A 24,193-nucleotide genomic window follows, 5' to 3' on the forward strand; every position below is an offset into this window, starting at 1 on the left:
GGCCCAGCCATCCCTAGTGCCTGCCGCTACGAAGCCAGTGCATGAACAAGCTGATGAACTGGCTCAAGGGGCCCACCGCGTTGGCGGCGCTGGCCGGGGTGGCGGCTGCCGCCGTCGTACTTTCCGTAGCGGAACTGATCGGGGCTTTCTTCACAGCGCGCGCAACGCCGGTGATTGCCCTGGGGTCCACCTTCATCGACTTCACCCCGCCGTGGATGAAGGACTTTGCCATCGCCACCTTCGGCACCAATGACAAGGCCGCCCTGTTCGTTGGGATGGGCGCAACCATTGCCTTGCTGGCGTGTGTGCTGGGCGTGGTGGCCTTCCGGAAGTGGGCGCTGGGCGTGGCCGGAGTGCTCCTGATGGGTGCCGTGATCGTGGCCGCCGTGGTGACGCGGGCCAGCGTGAAGCCCGTTGACGCCATCCCCACCCTGATCGGCACGGTTGCCGGCCTGGTGGCCCTGCGGCTGCTGATTGCGCCGTTGTGGCGGCTCCGCAGCTTCCCCGATGCCCCAGCAGACACCGCCGCAAAAGGCACGGAGCGGCCCGCAACGTCGCGCCGGGCCTTCTTCGCCGCCACCGGCATCACCGCTGCCGCCGCTGCCATCTCCGCTACGGGCGGCCGGCTGTTGAGTGCCGCGCGCAGCAACGTGGCGCGGGCCCGCGGCTCCCTGCAGCTCCCGGCGGCGACCAAGGCCGCCGCCGTAATTCCTGCCGGCGTCCAGTCCGCCACCCCGGGCGTGACGCCATGGCTCACCCCCACCGGCGACTTCTACCGGATCGACACCGCCCTGAGCGTTCCCGAAATCAACGCCGATGAGTGGGAGCTCCGTGTCCACGGTCTGGTGGAACAGGAAATCCGCCTCACCTTCCAGGACCTGCTCGACGCCGAACTGATCGAATCGCATGTAACCCTTACCTGTGTTTCAAACCCGGTGGGCGGAAACCTCGCCGGCAATGCCAAATGGCTGGGCCTGCCCATCCGCGAAGTCCTGAAGCGGGCGCGCCCCAAGGACGGCGCGGACATGGTGCTCTCCACCTCCATTGACGGCTTCAGCGCGTCCACACCGCTGGAAGTGCTGCAGGATAACCGCGACGCCATGCTGGCGATCGGCATGAACGGTGAGCCGCTGCCGCTGGAACACGGCTACCCCGTACGCATGGTGGTCCCCGGGCTGTACGGCTTCGTCTCAGCCACCAAATGGGTGGTGGACCTGGAAGTGACCCGCTTCGCCGACAGCAAGGCCTATTGGACCCACCGCGGCTGGTCAGAGCGCGGCCCCATCAAGACCATGGCCCGTGTGGAAGTCCCCAAGTCCTTCGCCAAGGTGGCGGCCGGACGCGTGGCACTGGGCGGCAGTGCCTGGGCCCAGACCCGCGGCATCACCAAGGTGGAGATCCAGATCGACAACGGGCCGTGGACCGAGGCGGTCCTCTCCAACGAGGCATCCCTGGTCACCTGGCGCCAATGGTCCTTCGCCTGGGACGCCACCCCGGGCCCGCACTACATCAAGGCCCGGGCCACTGACGGCACCGGCGAGGTCCAGACCGACAAGCGCGCGGATCCGGTTCCGGACGGTGCGTCAGGCTGGCAGTCCGTCCTGGTGACCGTGGAATAGCCCGGCCGGCGCAACAGCCCCCGCAAGAACCGCTGCCCTGGCGCGCCTGCAGGAGAGCGTTTCCACAGGCCGCGCACCATAGACTTACTCCATGCCGCAACCTTCGAATGCCACGTTCACTGTGGAGTCCGCCGTCGAACTCGCAGTTGTTGAGCGGAGCGGCTTTGTGGAGTCCCGGCACATCGGCTCAGCCGTGGTCCTCGCCGGCGACGGAACCGTAGTCACGGAACTGGGCGACATCACCACCCCCATCTACGCCCGCTCCACCCTCAAGCCGCTCCAGGCCCTGGCCACCATGCAGTCAGGAGTTCCCCTGCGCGGCGCCCAGGTGGCTTTGGCCTGTGCCAGCCACGTGGGTTCGCTGGACCACATGGACATTGTGGAGGGCATGCTCAAAGCCGCAGGCGTCAAGGAAAACCAGCTGCAGTGCCCGTCCGCCTGGCCGCAGGACGAGACAGCACGAAACTGGCTGATCCGCACCGACCGTGGCATGTCCAAGCTCGCCTTCAACTGCTCCGGCAAGCACGCGGCCTTCCTGTGGGCCTGCACCGAAAACGGCTGGGACACCCACAGCTATCTGGAACCCAACCACCCCCTGCAACAGCGCATCCGGGCCGTGATCGAGGAATACACCGGTGAGGAGATCGCCCATCTTGGCATTGACGGCTGCGGCGCCCCCGTAGCGGCCGTGTCACTGACCGGGCTGGCCCGAGCCTTTTCCCGGCTGGCAAAAGCGCCCGGCGACAAGAATTCGAACGCCCGGGCCGCCACCGTTGCGACCTCCATGCTGGACTACCCGTGGGCGGTGCAGGGACGCGGTGAGGCGAATACCATTGTGATGGACGAGCTGGGCATCATTGCCAAGGTCGGCGCCGAGGGCGTGCTGGTCATGGCCACACCGCAGGGCGCGTCAGTGGCCGTGAAGATGCTGGACGGCAATGTCCGCGCCACCACGCTGGTGGGGCTCACCTTGCTGGCCGCAGCCAGAGCGGTGGACATCCCTGGCGTCTCCAGCGTGTTGGAAAAAGTGGTGGAGCCGGTGCTGGGCGGTGGCCGGCCCGTGGGCAAGATCCGGCTGGGCCATGCCGTGTCGGCGCTGCTGGACTAACAGCACCGGACTGACGCTGCCGGACAAGCACTGCTGGACCGGTTTTCTGAAAGGGCGGAGAAAGTGGCGGTATCACGGCGCCGTATTGATCTTGACGAGGGCCGGGCAGCGGTGGCGTTGTGGCTGGAAGCCGCCCCACCGGCGTCGGACGCTTCGGTTCCGCGAACAACCATAGCCACCGCGGTGCGCTTCACGCTCGAGGAAGTCACGGCCCGCGCACCCGGCAACTCGGTGGAGGTGCGGGTTCCGCCTTTCGGCGTCACGCAATGTGTTGAGGGGCCGCGCCACACACGTGGAACCCCGCCGAACGTCATAGAGTGCGACGCCGCCATCTGGCTTGCGATGGTGACCGGCCAGTTGAGCTGGGCGGACGCCGTAGCGGACGGCAAGGTGGCGGCCTCAGGATTGCGCGCGGACCTCTCAGGGCTGCTCCCGCTGGAGTAACTGTAATAACCGCGGGGCTAGCGGACCGCGGCGGTGGCCGTGGCTGTGGCCGGGTGCGGGACCGAGTTCTGGAGCCTGGTGGACAGCGCGGCGACGATGGCCAGGACGAAGGCAGCCACTGCGATGAGCAGGGACATAATGGCCACCGTGCCGTAGCCGCTGACACCCGGATCCAGGAACGGGTACGGGTACCAGCCGACGATGGGGCCGCGGATCAGGCTGTAGACCAGGTACAGCAGCGGGAAGGCCAGCCACAGCAGCGACGTTCTGATGGAGATCTTCGACTGGGGAAGGTCCACCAGCCAGTCGATGACAATGATGGTGGGCACCGTGTAGTGCAGCACCACATTGATCCAGGGAATGGGCGTGTTGACGTCAATGTCGCTCAGCAGCAGGCTGTACGTGATGCCAGTGATGGTCATGTACACCGTGGCCGCGCCGCGCAGCAGTTCAAGCCAACGTGGGCTCTCGCCCTTCCAGGCGAACCAGCCGGCCACGCCGAGCGTCACGAAAGCGATGATGTTGGACTCGATGGTGAAATAGCTGAAGTAGTTTCCGGCCTTGCCGCCATTCTGCATCAGATGCAGGAACTGGAACAGCACGGCTGCAAAACCCAGCAGCGCGAACCAGAATCGGAAAAGTGCAAGTCCCCTGTTTGCCGTCATGAGCCGATCCTAGGGCAGGAAGGCACCTGGCGCGAGCAGCCACGGCGCACAAACAACTGCCGTTTCGATGGTTCCCCCTGCACTCGATGTTGGGTCACATCGTGGGCGCGGGGAACCATCGAAACGGGTGGGGCGGGGGTTACTAGTGGTTGATGGCCGCCGAGCTGCCCACGCTCTCATGGGTGCCTGCCGCTACCGGATCACTTTGCCGGCGCCTGCTCATCTCGAACTCCGGAATGTCCTCCGGGGTGGGCCCGCCGCGGAACTTCGGCGAAGGCGCCTGGCCTTCACTGATCCGTACGAGTTCCTGGTCCTCGAATTCGTCATCCACACCCATCATGATGGCCGAATCGTGGTTGGTGATTTCACCGTTGAACGCACGGACCATAACGCTTCGGTCAAACTGGCCTTCCCACTTCGACACAACGAACGTGGCCACGCAATTGCCGAGCAGGTTCACCACCACGCGCATGGGGTCCATCAGGCGGTCGGCGCCCAGGAGGAGGGCCACACCGGCCACCGGGAAGATACCGAGCGCCGCAGCGGTGGCGGAGAGCGCCAGGAACGAGGACCCCGGGACACCTGCCATTCCCTTGGATGTCAGCAGCAGGACCCCCAGGGCGGCCAGCTGCTGGCCCAGGTCAAGGTGATGGCCGAAGGCCTGTGCCAGGAACAGCAGCGAGATCGAAAGGTAGATCGCGGCGCCGTCGAGGTTGAAGGAGTATCCGGTGGGGACAACCAGTCCGGTGGTGGCGCGGGAGCAGCCGGCGTTGGTCAGCTTGGTCATGATCCGCGGCATGACTGCCTCGGTGGAGGCGGTGCCGAGGGCAAGCAGGAACTCTTCGCGGGTGTACTTCAGGAAGTGCCACAGCGGAACCCGGGCGAACCCCCAGGCCACCAGGAACAGCAGCCCGATGAACACAATGGCCGCGCCGTAGCAGGCGGCAATCAGCACGGCATAAGTGCCCAGGGGGTCCAGGCCGTATTGGCCGATAATAAACGCCATGGCACCGAAGGGGGATTGCCCCGGGAATCGGGATCTGATTCCAACGTAATCCCGCTCACACTTTTCCGCAAGAGGGTAATTGATTTCCGTATTATGGAAAACATGGGCGAATCTCAGGGCGAGTGTCTGTTTGGGGGCAGCAAAAAAGCGAAGGACGTCGGCCTGGTTGTCTTTTTCGTAGCACGTTCCTATCGCAGGATGAGGGTGGCTGGCCTCCCGGCCCCGGAATGATTGCTGTCCCCAGCCGTCGATGATGCGAGGCGTTGTCACCGGGAACGGCAGGTGCCGGAGAGACCGCCGTTCCCTTCTACGCGGAGGCGTCAGATGAAACCCTGACCAGGGTGTAGAAGGGTGTGGACCTCGCCCTGTTTTCCGGAGGAATATTTGACCGGACCAAGGAGGCTGACTCCAACGCACTCAGATGGTACTGAGTGGCGCCCTTGGACGCCCTCACGGCAGCGCTGATGTCAGAGGTCCTCCGCGGGCCGTGCCCCTCCAGATAGGCCACGATTCGATCCCGGAGCGGATGGTTAGTCACGGTGTATGCCCCTCCCCTTCTGTTGCAGCGGGGTGGGTCTTGTCGACAAACACCCTGTAACCGCGGTCTCCGTCGAAGCCGTGGATCTCGCGGGTGTCCAGCGCGGCCATGAATTCGAGTGTGTGATTGGTAATGACCTGCCCTGGGACGAGGATAGGAAAGCCCGGAGGGTACGGTGTGACGAATCCGGCGGAGATGACCTCCGTGCCGGATTGGATTCTTTCGGCAAGTTCGTGCGCTGAAACGTACGTGGTCGATCCTGTTTTGTACGTCTCGAAGTAGGCTGCACGGATGTCCCCATCAGGGTTCAACGAGTTGCGCCGGAAGCGTGCTGCGAACATGCTGAAGTCCGGCAGCGGTGGCGTGCTGCCCACCCCGCCCGTCTGGACAGTCGGCCTGCCCTGTTGACGCGGTGACCCGACGCCGTCCTCGAAGGATTCAGCCAGTTTCACAAGGACTTCTATCAGGTACGCGACCGCGCTGCGGGAAGTTCCGATGTTGGTCATAAACAGCACAGTGTTCCTGGAGGTCTTGTTGACCTGGATGCCGTATTCGTCCATGAGGTAGCTGTGCCTGAACGTGTCGCCGTCGATTCCTGTCCTGCTGATGTCAAGGGTCAGCCGGCTGGGGTCCACCACGAACTCATCGCGCTGCCACGCCTCATCGAGCGCCGCCAAGCCTTCACGAAGCGGCATCGGCCGGTCCGTCTCCCGGTACAGGGACGGAACGAGGTCCCGTGAGGTCAGGACACGGAAGTATTTCTTGAGCAGCGGGTGCCGGGCCACGGCCTGGGCAACGCTGGTGGCCAGGTCCGCCTGTTTCTGGACGAGGCCGAAGCCTTCCAGCTCGACCTGGCGACGCCCGATGTCTAGGGATGCGAGGATCTGGTAGTTCGGCGACGTCGAGGTGTGCGTCATGTAGGCCTCGCGGAATGTTTCCTGGTTCCACTCGCTGAAGTCCTGGTCGAAGACGTGGATCATGGATCCCTGGCGCAGCGAGGTCAGGGTCTTGTGCGTGGACTGGGTGGCGTAAACCCGCAGCCGGGCCGTTGCCGGGTCCGGAATGAGACGGGTCCTCAACCACAAGTCGTCGTCGGCAGGTTCACCCGTTTCCGCATCATGGAGGGTTTCCAGCTGTTGGGCGTGTCTGGCCGCATATGCCGGGTCGCCGAATGACGTTTCCAGTTTCCTGGCTGCTGCCATGGCCGTCCTGCGCCGGTAGATGGGGTGCGAACGGGCAAAAGCAAACCATGCTTCATCCCAGAGGAAGACCAGATCGGGCTTGATGGCCAGGCATTCCTCCATAACGCGCTCAACATCGTAGACAATGCCGTCGAAAGTGCAGTTGGTCAGCGTGATCATCTTGACTTCGTCCAGACGCCCGGCCCTCCTGTAGTCCAGCAGCATGCCCTTGATGCTGGCCAGCGGGACGGCACCGTAGAAGGCGTACTGATTCAGCGGGTAGGCATCCAGGTACGCGACCTGGGCTCCGGCGAGGACAAACGCATAGTGGTGTGATTTGTGGCAATTTCGGTCCACGAGGACTACATCCCCCGGGGCGAGGATGGACTGATGGACGATCTTGTTGGCCGTGGATGTCCCGTTCGTGACGAAAAAGGTTCTTTGCGCCCCAAATGCCCGGGCGGCCAAGTCCTGGGCTCTTTTGATCGATCCGTTCGGGGCCAGCAGCGAGTCCAGCCCACCCGAGGTTGCGGAGGTCTCGGCCAGAAGAAGGTTCAGTCCGTAGAAATCGACCATGTCTTTGATCCAGGGCGAGTTGCCGACCGAGCCGCCACGGGAGATCGGCAAGGCATGAAAGACGCTTGCGGGCCGCCTGCTGTAGTCCTGGAGCGCTGTGAAGAACGGTGTTTCGTACCGCTCCGCGATACCGGACAGGAGTGAAAGGTGAAGGTCAAGATGGTCATGTCTCCGGAAGATCCTTCTGAACCGTTTCGTCAGTGATCCGGCAAGGTTTTCGATCGATACGCCTGCCACGAGATAGACATCAAGTTCGGGTCGGAGTCCGGAGATCTCTTCTGCCAGGCTGAGGATTCTGCCGAGCGGGCGCAGACCTGCCAGCTCGCTTCCGACGTGCCCGGCAAGGAACTTTCTCAGGTCCCTACCCAACGGCTGTGCGCTGTTGACAGTAAATCCTGGCCGGAGGATGCAGGCCTGGATGTCGGGATTCAGCAGGAGGGCCACCAGCGCATCCTCGTAACTCGGGACCACGTTGATCGCGTACACAAAAGCATCGGACGGCCGGCGTTGACGGTGCAGTTCCGCTTTCAGCATCTCTGCGTCCTCGTCCGTGACGTCGTCGACAACCAGCACCTCGAACCGTGGCCGACCTACCGGCCCTTGTGCTCCGTTGGCGTCTTCGTCTTCCGGCTCACGCGGATCCTGGGCGCTACCGGACTGATCTGATCCGGAGCCGGCAGCAGGCACAAGGTGAGTGAGACCGGCCACCAGATCCAGGCCTGCCCGATGGTCACCGGCGCGGAGATAATCGTGCAACCGCGCGACGGTCGCGAGCCCTGGTGCAGCCCAATACAGTTCAATGGCCTGCAGGAGGCCAAGGGTCCGCCGGACCTGAGACTGGAGGCTGTCATTGGACGGTCCGCCGCGTTTGCTCATGGTCAGCTGTTTCAGCGCGTATCCGAGAAACTCCCAGGCGTCTGCGCGGGAGCGCCAGGCGCGGCTGGGTGTGCCGATTTCCCGGCTGAGAGGTTGATAATTCATGTCGATTCCGTTTTCCATCAAGAGTCTTTTGCTGTCCTGACCGGGCATGGCCGGGACACAAATCGTGGCTCTCGGCGGGCAGCTGTTTCAGGTGCCCGCCGAGAGCGCGCCAGCAGGTTTGTTATCCCTGGCGACGCGACAAACGCGTGAACGTTGTTTTACCGTGTCACCGTGCGCGCTGGGGAGTCATCGTCGGGGCGATCTGCGATGACCGGGGCTCCCCTGTATCTCCGCGCAGGGGCACTGCAGTTTCCAGAATCCGCTTCCGGCAGGCGAACCAGCCGAGGATGAGCACGGGGACGAGGATCAGCAGGGATGCCAGGACCCAGCGTCCTGTTTCGGAGAAACCCATTGTCACCAAGACAAAGGCGAGGAAGCCGAGAGTGAGGTATGAGGTGTAGGGCGCTCCGAACAGGCGGAAAGAGGGTCGTTCAACCTGGCCGCGCCTGACCCATTTCTGGAGCTTGATGTGGCAGAGCATGATGGTTGCCCAGCCGCCGATGATTCCAACAGCGGACACTTCGAGCACAATCTCAAACACCTGGGACGGGACAAGGGCGTTCAGTCCGACGCCGAGAAGAGTGATGACCGCCGTCAGCAGGATCCCGCCATAAGGGACGCCGGATTTACTCATCTTCGCAGTGAACTGCGGTGCTGAACCATTGACCGCCATGGATCTCAGAATCCGGCCAGTGGAGTAAAGTCCCGCATTCAGGCTCGACAGGGCCGCGGTGAGGACAACAAAATTCATTATCGATGCGGAGATTGCCCCGGCGTGGGAATCTCCGAGGTGGGAAAAGAACGTGACAAAGGGCGATTCGCCGGATTTGTAAGCCGTGAAAGGCAACAGCAGGGACAGCAGCAGTACCGAACCAATGTAGAAGACGGCAATCCGGAGGACCACAGTGTTGACAGCCTTGGGCATGACTTTCTCCGGATTGGCCGTTTCACCTGCTGCGGTGCCGACGAGTTCAATGGCGGCGTAGGCGAAGACGACACCGCTGATTGCCAGAAGAGGTGCCACGGCACCTGTGGGGAGAGCCCCGCCGTTGTCCAGGATCACGCCCAGCCCAGGGACGCCAATGTCGGTTTTCCCGCCGAAGAGAATGAAGCACACGCCAACGATGAGGAAGGCAACCAAAGCCGTCACCTTGATCAGTGCGAACCAGAACTCCATCTCTCCGAAGATCCTGACGGAGACCAGGTTCAGACCCAAGACAACAACAAGAGCGAGCAGAGCGATTAGCCATTGAGGGACGGTCTGGATCGGCGCCCAGAACTGGCCCCAGAACTTGACGTACAGCGCCACCGCGGTGACGTCCACGATCGAGGTCATGGCCCAGTTCAGGAAATACAGCCAGCCGGCGGTGTAGGCCATCTTCTCACCGTAGAACTCCCGGGCGTAGGAAACGAAAGAGCCTGACGACGGGCGGTGAAGGACCAGTTCGCCCAGGGCACGCAGGATCAGGAACGCAAAGAAGCCGCAGACGGCGTAAACGAGGATCAGCGACGGTCCGGAACCATTCAGGCGTCCGCCGGCTCCCATAAACAGTCCGGTTCCGATCGCGCCGCCAATAGCGATCATTTGGATCTGCCGTGGTTTGAGAGTTTTGTGGTATCCCGCTTCTTCTCTCGAAAAATCCTGTACGGAGGCTGATCGGTCTCCCAGAAGCTCCCTGGTGTTTTCCAGGGCATCGGCGGGGTCAAGACCTGCGGTTGGGGTTTTGGTGGTCATGAACTTCCTAAATTTTGGTTGTGGATGCCCGCCAGGACCTGCATAACGGCATCAGCTACGGGCCGAGGAACCCGCGCAGCAGGCCTGAAATGCCTGTCCGCTGGCGGGCGCCCTGCCCTGCCCTGCGGCGACGCGGTACCCGCCATCCAGCACCCTGTTTCCGTGCTGGTATCCGGACAGCGCGTATGAGACGCTCCGGCAGGCGGTTCGGCCAAGGACTATGTCAGGGAATACATCTCCCGGGCGGGCTCTTGCAGCTATCTCTTAATTTCTCAATCCACCGATTACCACGGTGACGAGGTCCGGGGGTGCCGTGGTCAGCGCGCCCGTCACTCTTGGGGTCTCCTTTGACTCCGGTACTTCTCAACTTTGACTCCGGTACTTCTCAACGCGCTTGCATGCTCCAAGACTTGTCGACCGCCTGCCCTCGTGGATGGCGCCTGGATGGCGCGTCATGGGTGCCAGAGACACAAAATAACTGTAGATCCCGGCCGGAGAGAATGAACTGTCCAGCCAGCCAACTTCACGTGCAGGTGGTTGTGCTCGGATGACAACTTCAGTTCGGCGTAGGGCGAGTAATGTTCATGGCTATGAGCGCCCTCGCGCCTCACGAACGGGGTCGCGACTTCGCCGGTTCGTGGCCACGCGCTGATTTCTGCTCCACCCTGAAATGCACGATTCCAGGGTCGGATGACCGAGCTCGATATTTTCTATTGTGAGAGGAAGCGAACACGGCGGTGAGACCTCAGAAAACAGATGAGGGCGTTGTCGGCACCATGCTCAGCGACATACTTGAAGACCTTGGTGTGGACAGCGGTCAGCTTTTGCTCGCTCCCGCCCCGGATAACGAGAACGTCCGCGAAACAGTCATCGTCGACGCCGAGGACGACGGAAACGTCCAGCATGGGGCGCTCGTTTTGCTCATTGGTTCACGGGGCAGGGCGGCACTGCCGAAAGTTACCAGGCTTATACAGGACTTCCCTACTGCTATCGCGATCAAGGGGACCGAAGCCGAGCTGGAAGCCGTTCAAGAACTTCTTCGCCCGACAGGAATCGGCCTCATAGCTGTTGTACCCAGCATGCGCTGGGACCAGTTTGAGAGCATTGCGAAGGAGCGCATCGGTGAACCATCCACTGCCGCAGACGCATCCACGATCATTCATCGGGACCTTTTCACCATCGCCGAGACCACGGCGACGATGGCCAATGGCCACGTTGTCATCGAGGACACGGCCAACAGGGTTTTGGCATATTCGCCGGCGTCCAATGAAGTGGATGAGCTCCGCCGGCTCTCGATTTTGGCAAGGCGGGGCCCCGAACGGTACCAGAAGCTACTGAAGGACTCCGGTGTCTATAAGCATCTGCGAGAGGTTGAAGCCCCGATTCATATCGAGGCCAACCCGCAGGAGGGCCTGCGTGAGCGAGTCGCAATCGGCATCCACGCGGGTAGCCGGGTTCTCGGTTACATCTGGCTGCAGGAAGGGACGGAGCGCCTTGCGTCCAACGCGGACAGGATCCTGGTGGGAGCGGCACGTTATGCAGCCACAGAGTTGGTAAGACACCGCAATGAGCAGTCCCAATCGTTGCGTCGGGACCGTGTCTCGAGCCTGCTCAGCGGTACGGCCCAGATCCACTCCCAGGCCCAGTCTGCGGGGATTGATCCGTCCAACCCTGCCGCACTTGTGCTGATATCCAGCGGGGGCCTGGATCAATCGGCTCCCGGTCTGCAGCTGCGCCGGGGCGAGCTGGCCAACTTGGTGTCAATTCACGCAGCAGCATATCGACCCGGCGCCGTGGTGGGCGCCATGGGTCTGGACATTGCCATTATTCTGCCGGACCTCGACCCGGTGAAATCGCCGCCGGCCATAAACCGCCTGATCAATGTCATTGTCCGGGACGCCCGAATGCATCTTAATTTCCAGATCCAGGCGGCCGTCGGACCGGTCGTGAGCCGGTTGGACCTCCTGCACACTACCCTTCAGCATGTGCGCAGTGTTTTGACGGTTATTGCAGCCACTCCTTCGTTGCAGGTGGCCTCCTACAGCGATGTGGAGACCACCGTTCTGACCAATGAATTACTTGAGCTGCTTGAATCGAAGACACGCCTGCGGCATGAAGGCATCACGCAACTGTGCAGGCAATTCCCCGAATTTGCGACCACTCTGCTGACCTACCTTGACTTTTTCGGCGACGTAACCCGGTGTGCAGAAGTACTGGGTATCCACCGAAACACAGTCCACTACCGGCTCCGGCGGGCATGCGATGTCGCAGGAATCGACCTTCAGGACGGGGACCAACGGCTTCTGGCCCATCTACAGATCCGGCTCTGGGCGCACTCGCAGGGACGTAAGTAGCCGCCGCCTGCACTGACAGCCGAATCTGCAGTTCCGTCCTCATATTTGTATTTCCTGATCGCCATTGATCAGCGTTGTTCAACAGACGTTGACCGCCTTACCAAGAAGCTGAGCCGCCACCATATGGATATCCAAAATCTCCTCGACGACATTGTCGGTTCTGTCCAACCCCTCACCGGACAAGGCGCCGTGGCGGACTATATTCCGAGCCTGGGCTCTGTAAGAAGGGATCAATTCGGCATTTCCCTGGCAACAGGCACGGGGGACGTCTATTCATCTGGGGATGCGGACGTACCGTTTTCGATCCAGAGCATTTCCAAGGTCTTCGCTCTTGCGCTGGTGCTGGCCCGTGACGGTGACAGCATCTGGAAACGTGTATTCCGGGAGCCTTCCGGAAATCCCTTCAATTCACTGGTGCAGTTGGAACAGGAGGATGGAATTCCCCGTAACCCGTTCATCAACGCCGGCGCCATCGTCGTCACGGACAGGCTCCTGAGCATCTCGGCAAACTCTCCATCAGCTGTCCGCGAACTGCTCCGGAAGGAAAGTGGCAACGATTCCATCGATACTGATGCCGACGTGGCCATTTCTGAGGCCCAGCATGGCCACCGCAACGCCTCGTTGGCACATTTTCTGGCCAGCTACGGCAATCTTGAAAATCCCGTGGACTCTGTCCTCGACGCGTACATTAACCAGTGTGCACTGGCCATGAGCTGCACCGATCTGGCCCTTGCCAGCAGGTTTCTGGCCACCAACGGACTGCGGAGTGACGGTACGCCCCTGTTGTCCCCGCCCCAGACCAAGAGAATCAATGCTGTGATGCTCACGTGCGGCACCTATGACGCCGCGGGCGAATTCGCTTACCGGGTGGGGCTCCCAGGGAAGAGCGGCGTAGGTGGCGGAATCGTTGCCGTGGTGCCCAACAATTGCACCATCTGTGTCTGGAGCCCGGGATTGGGGCGCTCCGGCAACTCGCTGGCGGGTGTTGCAGCGCTCGACGAATTCACGAGCCGCACAGGCTGGTCCATCTTCTAGCCGCGCCCGATAAAGGGCATGCCGGCGGCCGTCATCACCACAGAACCGACGCTGGCCGAAGCAGGCATACCTGCCATCAGCAGCACCGCCCGTGCAGCGTCCTGCACCGGGAACGTCGGCTCCACCCGGCGGCTGCCGTCGGCTTGGAGCGCGCCGGAGCCCACGCCGATGGTGTCCATCAGCTCCGTGGCCGTGTTGCCGATATCGATCTGGCCGCACGTGATGCCGAACTCCCGGCCATCCAGCTCGATGCTTTTGGTCAGGCCCGTCATGGCGTGCTTGGTGACCGTGTAGGCCACGGTCCGTGGGCGCGGCGAATGAGCGGCGATGGAACCGTTGTTGATGATCCGGCCTCCCTGCGGTGACTGGGCTTTCATGGCCCGGACCGCGGCGGCGGCACACAGCATGGATCCCGTCAGATTGACCGCCACCGTGGCATTCCAGTCCTGGACACTAATCTCATCCACCGAAGCAGCAGGGCCGAACACCCCCGCGTTGTTGAACAGCACGTCCACTCGCCCCCAGCGCTGGATCGCGGCGTCGAAGAGCCGTTCGACGTCGTCGGGACCGGTGACGTCGCACGGCACCGCAAGCGCGTCCTGGTGACCGTCCGCTGTTTCGAGCAGCTGCGCTTCGCGGCGGCCGGCAAGCGCCACCCAATATCCGTCCGCGAGCATCAGCCGGGCAACTGCCCGGCCGATGCCCGAACCGGCCCCGGTGACAACGGCCACCCTTCCGTGCGGTGGGGGTGTAACCATGCGTTGCTCCTTGGGGTTCATATGCGGCAGCTCAGCCCGCGATGGGAACGTCCGCGGCAGCTATCGGCCAGCCTATGACGGTCTTGGGCCTCGGGGTGGCATAGGTCCGCACTTTGGAGGTGGACAACCCCAGCCTCACCAGTGATTCTGCGATGGTAACAGCAGCCGCAACGCCGTCAACAACAGGCACGCCGGCACGCAGGCGGATCTGTTCATCGAGGCCGGCCATGCCCCCGCAGCCCAGCACAATGACCTCGGCCTTGTCATCCCGGACGGCCAGAAGCGCCTGCTCGATGATGGCCTCGACTGCCCGCTCCGGCACTTCTTCGAGTTCCAGGACAGCCATGCCGCTGGCACGGACCGAGGCACAGCGCGCGTCCAGGCCCGCCAGCTTCAGCCGGTCCTCGATCAGCGGGACGGCGCGGTCCAGGGTAGTGATCACGGAGTACTTATAGCCCAGGAACATGGCGGTGCTCGCGGCTGCCTCGGTAATATCCACCACCGGAACGTCCAACAGCTCCTGCAGTCCTTCGCGGCCGTGCTCGCCGTAACCGGCCTGGATGACGGCGTCGAACGGCTCCGGGTAGGACATGACCTTGTCCATCACGGCGATCGCGGCCAGGTAGCTTTCGAAGTTTCCTTCGCAGGAATCGGCGCCGAAGCGGGGAGTGAGTCCGATGATCTCCGTGCCGGGCGCCGCTACGCTGCGGGCCGAGGCGGCGATGGAATCGGTCATGGACTGGGTGGTGTTCACATTGGCGACGAGAATGCGCATGGTCGTTGACTCCTTTTTGGCCGGGGCCGGGTCAGTGGGTGCTGGCGATGGCGATAGCCTCGCCGTCGACGTCGTCGAAGTGCTGCTTGCGGTCCGCGATCACAAAATAGATCACGGCCGCGATGCCGGCTGCGAAGAACCAGGCGAACGGAGCGGCTGCCTCGAAGGCCGGGATAAAAGCGATCATTAGCGCCACGGCCGCGGCCGGTAGCAGTGCCGTGATCGCCTTGGGATTGACGCCCTTCCTGTAGAAATAAGCCCCGGACGGATCGTCCGTGTAGAGCTCCGGCACATTGACCTTGCCGCGGCGAAGCAGCCAGTAATCGGCCATGACGATGCCGAACAGGGGTCCAAGCAGTGCGCCGAGCCCGCCGAGGAAGTACACAATGACCAGCGGGTTGTTGTAGAGGTTCCACGGCAGGATCACCAGACCGATGGTGCCGCTGACCCAGGCTGCCTTGCGGAAGTTCAGGTGCTTGGGGAAAAGGTTCGTCAGGGCATAGACCGGGGCGACGAAGTTGGCCATCAGATTCACGGCGATGGTCAGGATCAGCAGGGCAAGGCAGGCCAGAACCAGCAACAGCGTGTTAGGGATGGACTGGACGATATCCGAGGGACTCTCAATGATCTTGCCGCTGATTTTGAACTGGCCACCGGCCATGACTACGACGATGGCACCGAAAAGGAGCATGTTGATGGGGATGCCCCAGAAGTTGCCGCGGACCACGGACTTCTTGGAAGCCGCTGAGCGGGTGAAGTCGCAGAAGTTCAGGACGAAGGTTCCGTAGATGGAGACCCACAGGGCGCCGCCGGCAAAGATGGTCCGCCACATGTCGCCGCCCTCAAGGGCATTATTGGATGACCACGCAATGGAGCCGCCGGCTTCCGCGAAGATCCAGATGGCGATCGTAGCCATAGTCACCAGAATGATAGGTCCGGCGAATGCCTCGTACTTGCGGATCATTTCCATGCCGAAGCTGACAATCACCAGCTGGATGATCCACAGCGCCACAAACGCGAACCAGCCCAGCGTGGAGAGGCCCAGGATGGAATTGCTGTCCAGTTCCTTGAGTTCCGGCACCATGGCAACCAGCATGACGCGGAGGACCACTGATGCAAGGTAGGTCTGGATTCCAAACCAGGCCACGGCTACAGCACCGCGAAGGAGGCTGGCGATCTGGGCGCCGCGGATGCCGAAGCTGATGCGGCTCATCACGGGGAATGGCGCGCCGGTCTTCACACCCATAAAGCCGGAAAAGTTCAGTAGGGTGAACAGAAGTGTCGCCCCGATCCCTAGGGCGAGAAGGATCTGCCAGCCGCCAAGCCCGAGGGCGAACAGGCCAATGGCGAAGGCATAGTTACCGAGGCTGTGGACGTCGTTGGCCCAGAGGGTGAAGATGCTGTACCCCGTCCATCGGCGCCCTTCACGTTTGGTGGGGGCAAGGTCAACGTTGTAGAGGCTTGGGCTGATGGTGAGGTCTGAGACGGCGGTGGCTGAATCACAAAGTGCGTCCACACCCACAGAAGGATGGGCGGACGTGCCTGACAGCGTTGTCAGTTCGGGATCCGTTTCGACGCCGACTGATGAAGTCGTCTGCATCTGGTTCTCCAGTTGTTGAAGATTCCGCAATAATTTCCGTATTGTGGAATCTAGATTTTGAATAGTGAAATAACTGTATGACCGAGATCACGTTGCGGTCAAGGGGTTCCGGGCTACGGCAGTCACAATCGATTAATTGCTCCCCTTGAGGGCGATTGCCTGGAGGCAGCAGCCTGCCCGCCTTGACGCTCCAAAGCTGGCTAGCTAATCTCGAATGGCAAGAATGTTTTCTCACACAATGAAAACAACTAGCCCATGCATTCAAAGATGAAACGAGGCTGACGTGGCTGCAGGAGAAGATACCTCCCATATCCTCAGCGGGTTGACTAACCAGCTGCCTGATCGTGATCCGGAAGAGACCGCCGAGTGGGTTGAGTCCCTGGATTCCCTGATCAGGGAACAGGGCACCGAGCGTGCCCAATACATCATGCGCAGTCTCCTGCAGCGTGCCGGCGCCCAGAGCGTCGGGGTTCCGATGGTCACCACCACGGATTATGTGAACACCATCCCGGCGGACCAGGAAGCACCCTTTCCGGGCAATGAGGAGTTCGAGCGCCGGTACAGGGCGTATATGCGCTGGAACGCGGCCGTGATGGTGCACCGGGCGCAGCGGGCGAACATCGGGGTGGGCGGGCACATTTCCACCTATGCCGGTGCCGCGACGCTGTATGAGGTCGGCTTCAACCATTTCTTCCGCGGCAAGGACCATGCCGGCGGCGGGGACCAGGTCTTCTTCCAGGGCCACGCCTCCCCGGGCATGTATGCCCGCGCCTACATGGAGGGCCGCCTCACGGAGGAGGACCTGGACGGGTTCCGGCAGGAAAAGTCCCGCGAGGGCCACGCCCTGTCCTCCTACCCGCACCCGCGGCTGATGCCGGAGTTCTGGGAATTCCCCACCGTGTCCATGGGCATCGGGCCGATGAACGCGATCTACCAGGCCCAGTCCAACCGCTACCTGCATAACCGCGGCCTGAAAGACACCTCCGACCAGCAGGTCTGGGCCTTCCTGGGCGACGGGGAAATGGACGAGCCCGAGTCCCGCGGCCTGCTCCAGCTCGCCGCGAACGAGAACCTGGACAACCTGAACTTCGTCATCAACTGCAACCTCCAGCGCCTGGACGGGCCCGTCCGCGGCAACGGCAAGATCATGCAGGAACTCGAGGCGTTCTTCCGCGGTGCGGGCTGGAACGTGATCAAGGTCGTCTGGGGCCGGGAATGGGATGAGCTGCTCACCCGGGACACGGACGGGTCCCTGGTGCAGATCATGAACGAAACCCCGGACGGGGACTACCAGACCTACAAGGCCGAATCCGGCGGTTTCGTCCGCGAACACTTCTTCGGCAAGACCCCGCAGACCAAAGACATGGTCGCGGACCTCTCCGATGACCGGATCTGGGGTCTGAAGCGCGGCGGCCACGACTACCGCAAGGTCTACGCCGCCTACAAGGCAGCGACCGAATTCACCGGCAAACCCACCGTCATCCTCGCCAAAACCGTCAAGGGCTACGGACTCGGACCCCACTTCGAGGGCCGCAACGCCACGCACCAGATGAAAAAACTCACCCTGGAGGACCTCAAGGACTTCCGGGATTACCTCAGGATTCCCATTTCAGACGAAGCCCTGGAAGCCGATCCCTACCGCCCGCCCTACTACCACCCCGGGGCGGACTCCCCCGAGATCGCCTACCTCCATGACAGGCGGCGGGAGCTCGGTGGCTTTGTCCCGGAACGCCGTCCGGACCATGCGCCGGTGGAACTACCTGACTCCAAGACTTATGAGGTTGCCAAGCGGGGTTCGGGCAAGCAGCAGGCTGCCACCACCATGACCTTCGTGCGGCTCCTCAAGGACCTCATGCGGGACAAGGAGTTCGGCAAGCGCATTGTGCCGATCATCCCGGATGAGGCACGGACCTTCGGCATGGACGCGTTCTTCCCCACCGCCAAGATCTACAACCCCAAGGGACAGAACTACCTCTCCGTGGACCGGGACCTGGTCCTGGCCTACAAGGAATCAGCCCAGGGCCAGCTGATCCACCCCGGCATCAACGAAGCCGGCGCCGTGGCAGCCTTCACCGCCGCCGGCACCGCCTACGCCACCCACGGCGTACCCCTGATCCCGGTCTACGTGTTCTACTCCATGTTCGGCTTCCAGCGCACCGGCGACGCGTTCTGGGCCGCCGGGGACCAGATGACCCGCGGCTTCATCATCGGCGCCACCGCAGGACGGACCACCCTCACCGGCGAAGGACTCCAGCACGCCGACGGCCACTCCCCCTGCTCGCCTCCACCAACCCCGCAGTGGTCACCTACGACCCCGCCTACGGCTACGAAATGGGCCACATCATGCGCGACGGCATCGAGCGCATGTACGGGCCGGACTCCGCGGACCGGAACCTGATGTACTACATCACCGTCTACAACGAGCCCATCAGCCAGCCCGCCGAACCTGAGGATCTGGACGTCGAGGGTGTCCTTAAGGGCATCTATCTTCTGGCACAAGCGAAGATCGACGGGCCCCGCACGCAGATCCTTGCCTCGGGTGTCTCGGTGCCCTGGGCGCTGGAAGCCCAGCGGATCCTGGCCGAGGACTGGGGCGTGTCCGCGGACGTCTGGTCCGTGACCTCCTGGAACGAACTCCGCCGCGACGCCATGGCCGCCGAGGAAGAAGCGTTCCTGAACCCCGGGCAGCCCGCACGGGTCCCGTTCGTGGCCCGTCAGCTCGCCGGCGCCACCGGGCCGATCGTTGCGGTGTCGGACTACATGAAAGCCGTTCCGGACCAGATCCGCCAGTTCCTGCCGAATGCGTTCGCTTCGCTCGGTGCCGACGGCTTCGGCTTCTCCGACACCCGCGCCGCAGCCCGCCGCTTCTTCAAGAACGACATCCACTCAATCGTGGTGAAGACGCTGCAGCTGCTCGCCTCGAGAGGAGAGGTGGACGGCGGCGTGCCTTCGTACGCGATGGACCGCTACAAGCTCCACGACGTCAACGCGGGCACCACCGGCGGAGCGGGGGGCGACTCCTGAGGTTCCGGATAAAGTGTGGCCACATCACCGCAAGGAGCGAACCCGTAAGCAACTATTTTTCCCCTGAAGGCGGCCTGCCGCCGCAGACCCGGCTCCTCACGGACCGGGCCGCCGGTCGGCGATCTGTCCGGTCCTGAGCGTACGCGGCAGCCCAGACTTTGGCCGGGGTATAGTCGGATTCCGCTGCTGCGCCTATCCTCAACTGATGGGAAGCAAAGGCAGACGATACGTTACGGCAGCCGCTGGATTTCTCGCGCTGGGACTGGTCATCGTAGGGTGTGTGCCGCAAGGCCCCGTTGACAGTCCGTCTCCATCAGAGTCAGGGGCGCGCCAGACCCAGCAGCCGGGCGGCGCCGTTCCCTCCAGCGGCGCCATCGGGGGCCTTGATCACGTTGTCATTATTGTCGAGGAGAACAAGCCCTCCGGGGACATCGTTGGCAACGCCGCTGCGCCTTACATCAACAAGCTGGCCGCCGATTTTGCCCTGGCCAACAACTATGAGGCTGTGTCTCGTCCCAGCCTGCCCAATTACATTGCCCTGACCAGCGGCACCACTGCCGGCATAACGGATGACTGTAGCCCGGCGAAGTGCTTGGCAAGGGTGCGCAGCATTGCTGATCAGGTTGAGCAATCGGGCCGAAGCTGGAAGATGTACGCCGAGGGCATGCCCGCTCCCTGTACGGCTAAAGATTCCGGGAAATACGCGGTAAAGCATAATCCGTTCATGTACTACCCCGGCGTCACCGACGACAACGGCTCCTGCGCCGCGCACGTCGTACCCTTCCCCCAGCTCGCCGGCGACCTGAAGTCGGCCTCCACTCTTCCGAACTATGTGTTCATCAGCCCGAATATGTGCAACGACATGCATGACTGCCCGGTGGAGACCGGTGATGCCTGGCTGTCGCAACAGGTGCCGAATATCCTGGCCTCGCCCGCCTTCACGACGCAGAATTCCCTCCTGGTGATCACCTGGGACGAAGGCAGCGACCGAAGCCATAAGGTTGTGACGATATTCGCGGGACCTGCTGCCAAGAGAGGCTACAAGTCCGAAGTGCACTACAGTCACTATTCACTTCTGCACACGATAGAAAGCACCTGGGGACTCGCGCCGCTGACCGGCAACGAGAAGGCCGCGCCGGTCATGAACGAGTTACTGAAGTAGCGGGTGCGCCTACGGAGGGCGGCACCGGTGACCGGGACCATGGAAACAGCCACGCAAGCTGCGATTTGACTACCATTCCTCACGTGACCCCAGGAGTGGCGTTCCTCGCGGTCAAGGCCTTCGTCTTACCCCAGAACCTTCGTCGATGTCGCCTCCGGCTCAGCTTCTTCGGCGCTCGCGGCCGCGATCGATTCGGCCAGACTCGTGTCATTGCGCGAGATGAAGTAATGCACCGCGGCCGCCACGATTGCTCCCATGAACCAGGAGAAGGCCGAGAGCGCGCCAAAAACGGGAACGAGCGCGAAAATCACGGCCGGGACGGCCGAGCCGAGGAACGAGATCACGGCCTTGTGATTCCAGCCACCCGTATACGTGTAGTACCCCTGTTCCCTAAACAGGTCCCGAACCAGCACGCGCTGCTTGCGGAGCACGTAGTAGTCGATCATGATGATCCCGAACAGCGGCCCGAGCAGCGCTCCGAGCCCCCCGAGGAAAAGGTTGATCACGACGGGGCTGTTGAACAAGTTCCAGGGCGTGATGACGAGCGCGATCATCGCGGCGATCAGGCCGCCCCGCTTGAAGTCGATCTTCGAGGGCCAGACGTTTGCCAGGTCGTAGGCCGGCGAGACGAAGTTCGCCACGACATTGATTCCCAACGTTGCGACAGCGAAGGTGACGGCCCCCAGCAGAAGCGCCCAGATGCTGTCGATTCGCCCGACGATCTCGACGGGGTCGTAGATGTGCTCCCCGTACACCTTGAACGTTCCGGCGGTGACGACGACAGAGACCACGGAGAAGGCAATGAAGTTCACCGGCAGCCCCCACAGGTTCGCCGTGCGCACCGCTTTCCGAGATGGCGCGAAGCGGGAGAAGTCGCAGAAGTTGAGCATCAGGGTGGAGAAGTACGTCACGGTCAGCGCTATGGCGGCAAAGAAGGCATGTGTGACGCCCCATTCCGCATTTCCCCCCGGCAAGTCGAGGGAAATGTTCCAGCCCGCGTTGATCAGGATGTAGACGACCAGCAGGCCCATCACCACCCAGACGGCCGGTCCGGCCCAGTCCTGGAACCTCCTGATCGTCTCCATGCCGTTTCGAAGCAGAAGAAGCTGGAGCGACCACATCAGCAGGAATGCCAGCCAGCCTAGCGTGGATTCGCCGAGGAAGTTGTTCTCGGTCAGACCCTTCAGCTCGGGCCAGATGTTCAGGGCGATGATGATGACGGCGCGAGAGGCGAGCCAGGTCTGGATGCCGTACCAGGCGATTGCCACGAGCGCCCGAAGCAGGGCAGGCAGGTTGGCGCCGAACGTTCCGAATGAGACCCGCGCGAGAACGGGGTAGGGAACGCCGGTCTTCTGGCCGGCGTAGCCGGAGAGGTTCATCAGGAAGAAGACGATGATGATCCCCACTACCAGTGCGAGGAACACCTGCCAGGCACCGAGGCCCAACGCGAAGAGGCCGGCGGCGAAGGTGTAGCCGCCGAGTGAATGAATGTCGGACATCCACATCGCGAACAGTGAATAGAAACCCCACGTGCGGTGTTCGGTCGGTGCGAGGTCGTCGTTGTACAGACGCGGACTTGCGCCCGGTGGAATTGTTGAAGACATCACAAATCTCCATTTCCTAAGCCTTCCACATTGTGGAAGTAGGATTTTGAATAATGAAAATAACTTTATGATCTGGATCACACCGAGTCAAGGATTTTCCGCAGGAGGGGCGGTCTCAATTGATGATTTACTGCCCCTGCGGAACCACGCGTCAGGCTGCACGGAAGGGCGTGGATCTATGGTCAACCACCAACCCTGTCGCTGCGCTTTCCCGCACTGCGTTAATCCCTGCCACAACGGCCTTGATGTTCGGCAACCGGGGTGACACAGCAACCGTGGTTCCGTCGTCTGCCTTTTGGAGGGCGGAATTGGCGGCCAGCGCGTGGATCGTGGTCATCAACCCTCCGCGGGAGCGGCCGATCGCGCGGTCCCGGACCCCACTGGGGATCGGAGAGCACGGCATGGCGGGAATTCCCCCGTTGCTCAAGCAAACAGCACGATCCCGATGAGGAGACACGCCCTAGGCGTTGACCGGGTCCTACTTCCCGCCATCACCAATGGTGGATGAGCCAAAGGCAGTCCCCTGCTCCTCGTCCAGGTGCGTGGGCTTCTTGTTCTTCAGGGCGAAGATGTAGACCAGCAGCGAGATGCCGATCGCCACCGTGACGTAGGTGAAGAACAGGTCCACCTGGCCGGCCTTCTGCAGGGCCGCGCCGATCAGAGGAACGGTGCCGCCGAAGAGAGAGTTGGCGATCGCGTAGCCGAGTCCGACGCCGAGCGCGCGGATGGAGGCCGGGAACAGCTCCGCCTTCACGAGGGCGTTGATGGAGGTGTAGCCGCCCACGATCAGCAGGCCGCCCATCATCAGCAGAAAGGCTGTGAACGGATCCTTGGTACCCGAAAGCGTGGAGAGCAGAGGCCAGCTGAACAGGACGCCGGTGATGCCGAACCAGAGCAGCAGCGGCTTGCGGCCGACCTTGTCCGAGATGATCCCGTAGACCGGCTGCAGCAGCATGAAGATGAACAATGCCCAGAAGTTGATGACCGAGCTGTCGGTCTTGGCGATGCCCGACGTATCGTTCATGAACTTCAGGATGAAGTTCGTGTACGTGTAGAACGCCACGGTGCCGCCGAGGGTGATGCCGATGCAGATCAGCAGCGGCTTGAAGTGCTTGGTGAAGAGCAGGTTCAGCGTGCCCGGCTGGGCCTCGCCCTGCACACGGACGTGGGCCGCGCGGATCTGGTCCGCGGAGACGGTTTCCTCCATGGAGCGGCGCAGCCACAGGACAACGAGCGCAGCAACGCCGCCGATCGCGAACGGGACCCGCCAGCCCCACTCGCCCAAATCGCCTTTGGGTATCGTGTTCTGCAGAATGACCAGGACCAGCAGGGCAAGCATCTGGCCGCCGATGAGCGTGACGTACTGGAAGCTGGAGAAGAAGCCGCGGCGCCTGGAGGTCGCTGCCTCAGACATGTAGGTGGCGCTCGTGCCGTACTCGCCGCCGACGGAGAAGCCCTGGACCAGACGCACAAGGATCAGCAGGAGCAGCGCCCAAACGCCGATCTGCTGCGTGGTGGGCAGGACCGCGATGGCGAACGAGCCAGCGGACATCATGGTCACGCTGAGCATCAGGGCGGCCTTGCGGCCATTGCGGTCGGCGTAGCGGCCGAAGAACCAGGCGCCGACGGGGCGCATCAGGAACGACGTCGAGAAGACGGCCATCGCCTCCAGACCGGCCTGCAGATCGTCAGTGGCATTGAAGAAGTGGGACTGGAAATACGCCGCGAAGACTGTGTACACGTAGAGGTCGTACCACTCCACGAGGTTGCCCGCGGAGCCTTTGAGGATGTTGCTGACGGCTCTGCGGGTCTGTGCGGCTTCGGTCAGTTGGGTGCTCATCAGTGAACCTTCCCGGGACGGCAACGCCGTCCGAATGCCTGTTCCCCCGTAATCAGGCCCACCGCTGTTTTGGTCATGCCGTTTGTTACGTGCATTGGTGCTGTCCATGGCGTCCTTGCTCATGGCTCCTCCTCGAGATTTGAAAGGCCCCTGAAAGCAGAGGACACCAACTAAACTATTCGTGATCC

The 24,193-nt window shown here is 62.4% G+C and carries 16 protein-coding genes and 2 pseudogenes; 7 read left to right on the forward strand and 11 right to left on the reverse strand.

Annotation, left to right across the window (positions count from 1 at the left end; translation table 11 throughout):
- Window positions 1–41 precede the first annotated feature (41 nt).
- The 3 genes from ACQCST_RS17225 to ACQCST_RS17235 all read left to right on the forward strand — a co-directional run bounded on the left by ACQCST_RS17225 (window position 42) and on the right by ACQCST_RS17235 (window position 3,171).
- A complete protein-coding gene (locus ACQCST_RS17225; RefSeq protein ID WP_426996935.1) occupies window positions 42–1,619 on the forward strand; it encodes a molybdopterin-dependent oxidoreductase in 1,578 nt (525 codons plus the stop codon).
- A 91-nt stretch (window positions 1,620–1,710) separates the two neighbouring features.
- Window positions 1,711–2,727 carry an asparaginase gene (locus tag ACQCST_RS17230; protein WP_426996936.1) on the forward strand — a complete coding sequence of 339 codons (1,017 nt, stop codon included), beginning with the start codon at window positions 1,711–1,713 and terminating at the stop codon, window positions 2,725–2,727.
- A gap of 63 nt (window positions 2,728–2,790) precedes the next feature.
- Window positions 2,791–3,171 carry a sterol carrier family protein gene (locus ACQCST_RS17235; RefSeq protein WP_426996937.1) on the forward strand — a complete coding sequence of 127 codons (381 nt, stop codon included), beginning with the start codon at window positions 2,791–2,793 and terminating at the stop codon, window positions 3,169–3,171.
- Window positions 3,172–3,188: 17 nt separating this feature from the next.
- Here ACQCST_RS17235 and ACQCST_RS17240 read toward each other — a convergent pair whose 3' ends face one another.
- The 5 genes and pseudogenes from ACQCST_RS17240 to ACQCST_RS17260 form a co-directional block, all read right to left on the reverse strand.
- Entirely contained in the window at window positions 3,189–3,836 is a 648-nt protein-coding gene (locus ACQCST_RS17240) for a Pr6Pr family membrane protein (RefSeq protein WP_426996939.1), read from the reverse strand.
- Window positions 3,837–3,978: 142 nt separating this feature from the next.
- Window positions 3,979–4,851, reverse strand: a pseudogene (locus tag ACQCST_RS17245) (cation:dicarboxylate symporter family transporter); the annotation flags it as partial.
- Window positions 4,852–5,149: 298 nt separating this feature from the next.
- On the reverse strand, window positions 5,150–5,380 hold the full coding sequence (locus ACQCST_RS17250; protein ID WP_426996941.1) for an ArsR family transcriptional regulator: 231 nt from the start codon (window positions 5,378–5,380) through the stop codon (window positions 5,150–5,152).
- On the reverse strand, window positions 5,377–8,118 hold the full coding sequence (locus ACQCST_RS17255; RefSeq protein ID WP_426996942.1) for an aminotransferase class I/II-fold pyridoxal phosphate-dependent enzyme: 2,742 nt from the start codon (window positions 8,116–8,118) through the stop codon (window positions 5,377–5,379). The genes ACQCST_RS17250 and ACQCST_RS17255 overlap by 4 nt, the downstream gene beginning before the upstream one ends.
- A 166-nt stretch (window positions 8,119–8,284) precedes the next feature.
- Window positions 8,285–9,853 carry an amino acid permease gene (locus ACQCST_RS17260; RefSeq protein WP_426996943.1) on the reverse strand — a complete coding sequence of 523 codons (1,569 nt, stop codon included), beginning with the start codon at window positions 9,851–9,853 and terminating at the stop codon, window positions 8,285–8,287.
- Between the two features lie 737 nt (window positions 9,854–10,590).
- Here ACQCST_RS17260 and ACQCST_RS17265 point away from each other — a divergent pair.
- Both ACQCST_RS17265 and ACQCST_RS17270 read left to right on the forward strand, forming a co-directional pair.
- Window positions 10,591–12,207, forward strand: a complete 1,617-nt coding sequence (locus tag ACQCST_RS17265; RefSeq protein ID WP_426996944.1) for a PucR family transcriptional regulator — start codon at window positions 10,591–10,593, stop codon at window positions 12,205–12,207.
- Between the two features lie 123 nt (window positions 12,208–12,330).
- Window positions 12,331–13,242 (forward strand): glutaminase, encoded by a 912-nt coding sequence (locus ACQCST_RS17270; protein WP_426996945.1) that lies wholly within the window; start codon window positions 12,331–12,333, stop codon window positions 13,240–13,242.
- Here ACQCST_RS17270 and ACQCST_RS17275 read toward each other — a convergent pair.
- From ACQCST_RS17275 to ACQCST_RS17285, 3 genes are read right to left on the reverse strand one after another with little or no spacing between them, the layout of a single operon-like run.
- The gene (locus ACQCST_RS17275) at window positions 13,239–14,000 is read right to left on the reverse strand and encodes an SDR family oxidoreductase (protein ID WP_426996946.1); all 762 of its coding nucleotides are present in this window, start codon (window positions 13,998–14,000) and stop codon (window positions 13,239–13,241) included. The genes ACQCST_RS17270 and ACQCST_RS17275 overlap by 4 nt on opposite strands.
- A gap of 31 nt (window positions 14,001–14,031) precedes the next feature.
- Window positions 14,032–14,775 (reverse strand): aspartate/glutamate racemase family protein, encoded by a 744-nt coding sequence (locus ACQCST_RS17280; RefSeq protein ID WP_426996948.1) that lies wholly within the window; start codon window positions 14,773–14,775, stop codon window positions 14,032–14,034.
- 31 nt (window positions 14,776–14,806) lie between these two features.
- Complete coding sequence (locus tag ACQCST_RS17285; protein ID WP_426996949.1) at window positions 14,807–16,375, reverse strand: NCS1 family nucleobase:cation symporter-1; 1,569 nt, start codon at window positions 16,373–16,375, stop codon at window positions 14,807–14,809.
- Window positions 16,376–16,658: 283 nt separating this feature from the next.
- Between ACQCST_RS17285 and aceE the strand changes: the two are divergent.
- Window positions 16,659–19,399 (forward strand): annotated as a pseudogene (gene aceE, locus ACQCST_RS17290) (pyruvate dehydrogenase (acetyl-transferring), homodimeric type).
- Between the two features lie 205 nt (window positions 19,400–19,604).
- A complete protein-coding gene (locus ACQCST_RS17295; RefSeq protein WP_426996950.1) occupies window positions 19,605–20,561 on the forward strand; it encodes an alkaline phosphatase family protein in 957 nt (318 codons plus the stop codon).
- Between the two features lie 125 nt (window positions 20,562–20,686).
- Here ACQCST_RS17295 and ACQCST_RS17300 read toward each other — a convergent pair whose 3' ends face one another.
- The 3 genes from ACQCST_RS17300 to ACQCST_RS17310 all read right to left on the reverse strand — a co-directional run bounded on the left by ACQCST_RS17300 (window position 20,687) and on the right by ACQCST_RS17310 (window position 24,005).
- A complete protein-coding gene (locus tag ACQCST_RS17300) occupies window positions 20,687–22,165 on the reverse strand; it encodes an NCS1 family nucleobase:cation symporter-1 (RefSeq protein ID WP_426996951.1) in 1,479 nt (492 codons plus the stop codon).
- 151 nt (window positions 22,166–22,316) lie between these two features.
- Complete coding sequence (locus ACQCST_RS17305; protein ID WP_426996952.1) at window positions 22,317–22,502, reverse strand: hypothetical protein; 186 nt, start codon at window positions 22,500–22,502, stop codon at window positions 22,317–22,319.
- A gap of 141 nt (window positions 22,503–22,643) precedes the next feature.
- Entirely contained in the window at window positions 22,644–24,005 is a 1,362-nt protein-coding gene (locus tag ACQCST_RS17310; RefSeq protein ID WP_426996953.1) for an MFS transporter, read from the reverse strand.
- Between the last annotated feature and the right edge of the window lie 188 nt (window positions 24,006–24,193).

The organism is Pseudarthrobacter sp. N5, assembly GCF_050157035.1.
Taxonomy (GTDB): domain Bacteria; phylum Actinomycetota; class Actinomycetes; order Actinomycetales; family Micrococcaceae; genus Arthrobacter.

Excerpts from the sequence above, each read along its gene's own strand:
- ACQCST_RS17225 (WP_426996935.1), top strand. The coding sequence starts at position 42 with ATGAACAAGCTGATGAACTGGCTCAAGGGGCCCACCGCGTTGGCGGCG.
- ACQCST_RS17230 (WP_426996936.1), top strand. The coding sequence starts at position 1,711 with ATGCCGCAACCTTCGAATGCCACGTTCACTGTGGAGTCCGCCGTCGAA.
- ACQCST_RS17240 (WP_426996939.1), bottom strand. The coding sequence starts at position 3,836 with ATGACGGCAAACAGGGGACTTGCACTTTTCCGATTCTGGTTCGCGCTG.
- ACQCST_RS17255 (WP_426996942.1), bottom strand. The coding sequence starts at position 8,118 with ATGAATTATCAACCTCTCAGCCGGGAAATCGGCACACCCAGCCGCGCC.
- ACQCST_RS17260 (WP_426996943.1), bottom strand. The coding sequence starts at position 9,853 with ATGACCACCAAAACCCCAACCGCAGGTCTTGACCCCGCCGATGCCCTG.
- ACQCST_RS17270 (WP_426996945.1), top strand. The coding sequence starts at position 12,331 with ATGGATATCCAAAATCTCCTCGACGACATTGTCGGTTCTGTCCAACCC.
- ACQCST_RS17275 (WP_426996946.1), bottom strand. The coding sequence starts at position 14,000 with ATGGTTACACCCCCACCGCACGGAAGGGTGGCCGTTGTCACCGGGGCC.
- ACQCST_RS17280 (WP_426996948.1), bottom strand. The coding sequence starts at position 14,775 with ATGCGCATTCTCGTCGCCAATGTGAACACCACCCAGTCCATGACCGAT.
- ACQCST_RS17285 (WP_426996949.1), bottom strand. The coding sequence starts at position 16,375 with ATGCAGACGACTTCATCAGTCGGCGTCGAAACGGATCCCGAACTGACA.
- ACQCST_RS17295 (WP_426996950.1), top strand. The coding sequence starts at position 19,605 with ATGGGAAGCAAAGGCAGACGATACGTTACGGCAGCCGCTGGATTTCTC.
- ACQCST_RS17300 (WP_426996951.1), bottom strand. The coding sequence starts at position 22,165 with ATGTCTTCAACAATTCCACCGGGCGCAAGTCCGCGTCTGTACAACGAC.
- ACQCST_RS17305 (WP_426996952.1), bottom strand. The coding sequence starts at position 22,502 with ATGACCACGATCCACGCGCTGGCCGCCAATTCCGCCCTCCAAAAGGCA.
- ACQCST_RS17310 (WP_426996953.1), bottom strand. The coding sequence starts at position 24,005 with ATGAGCACCCAACTGACCGAAGCCGCACAGACCCGCAGAGCCGTCAGC.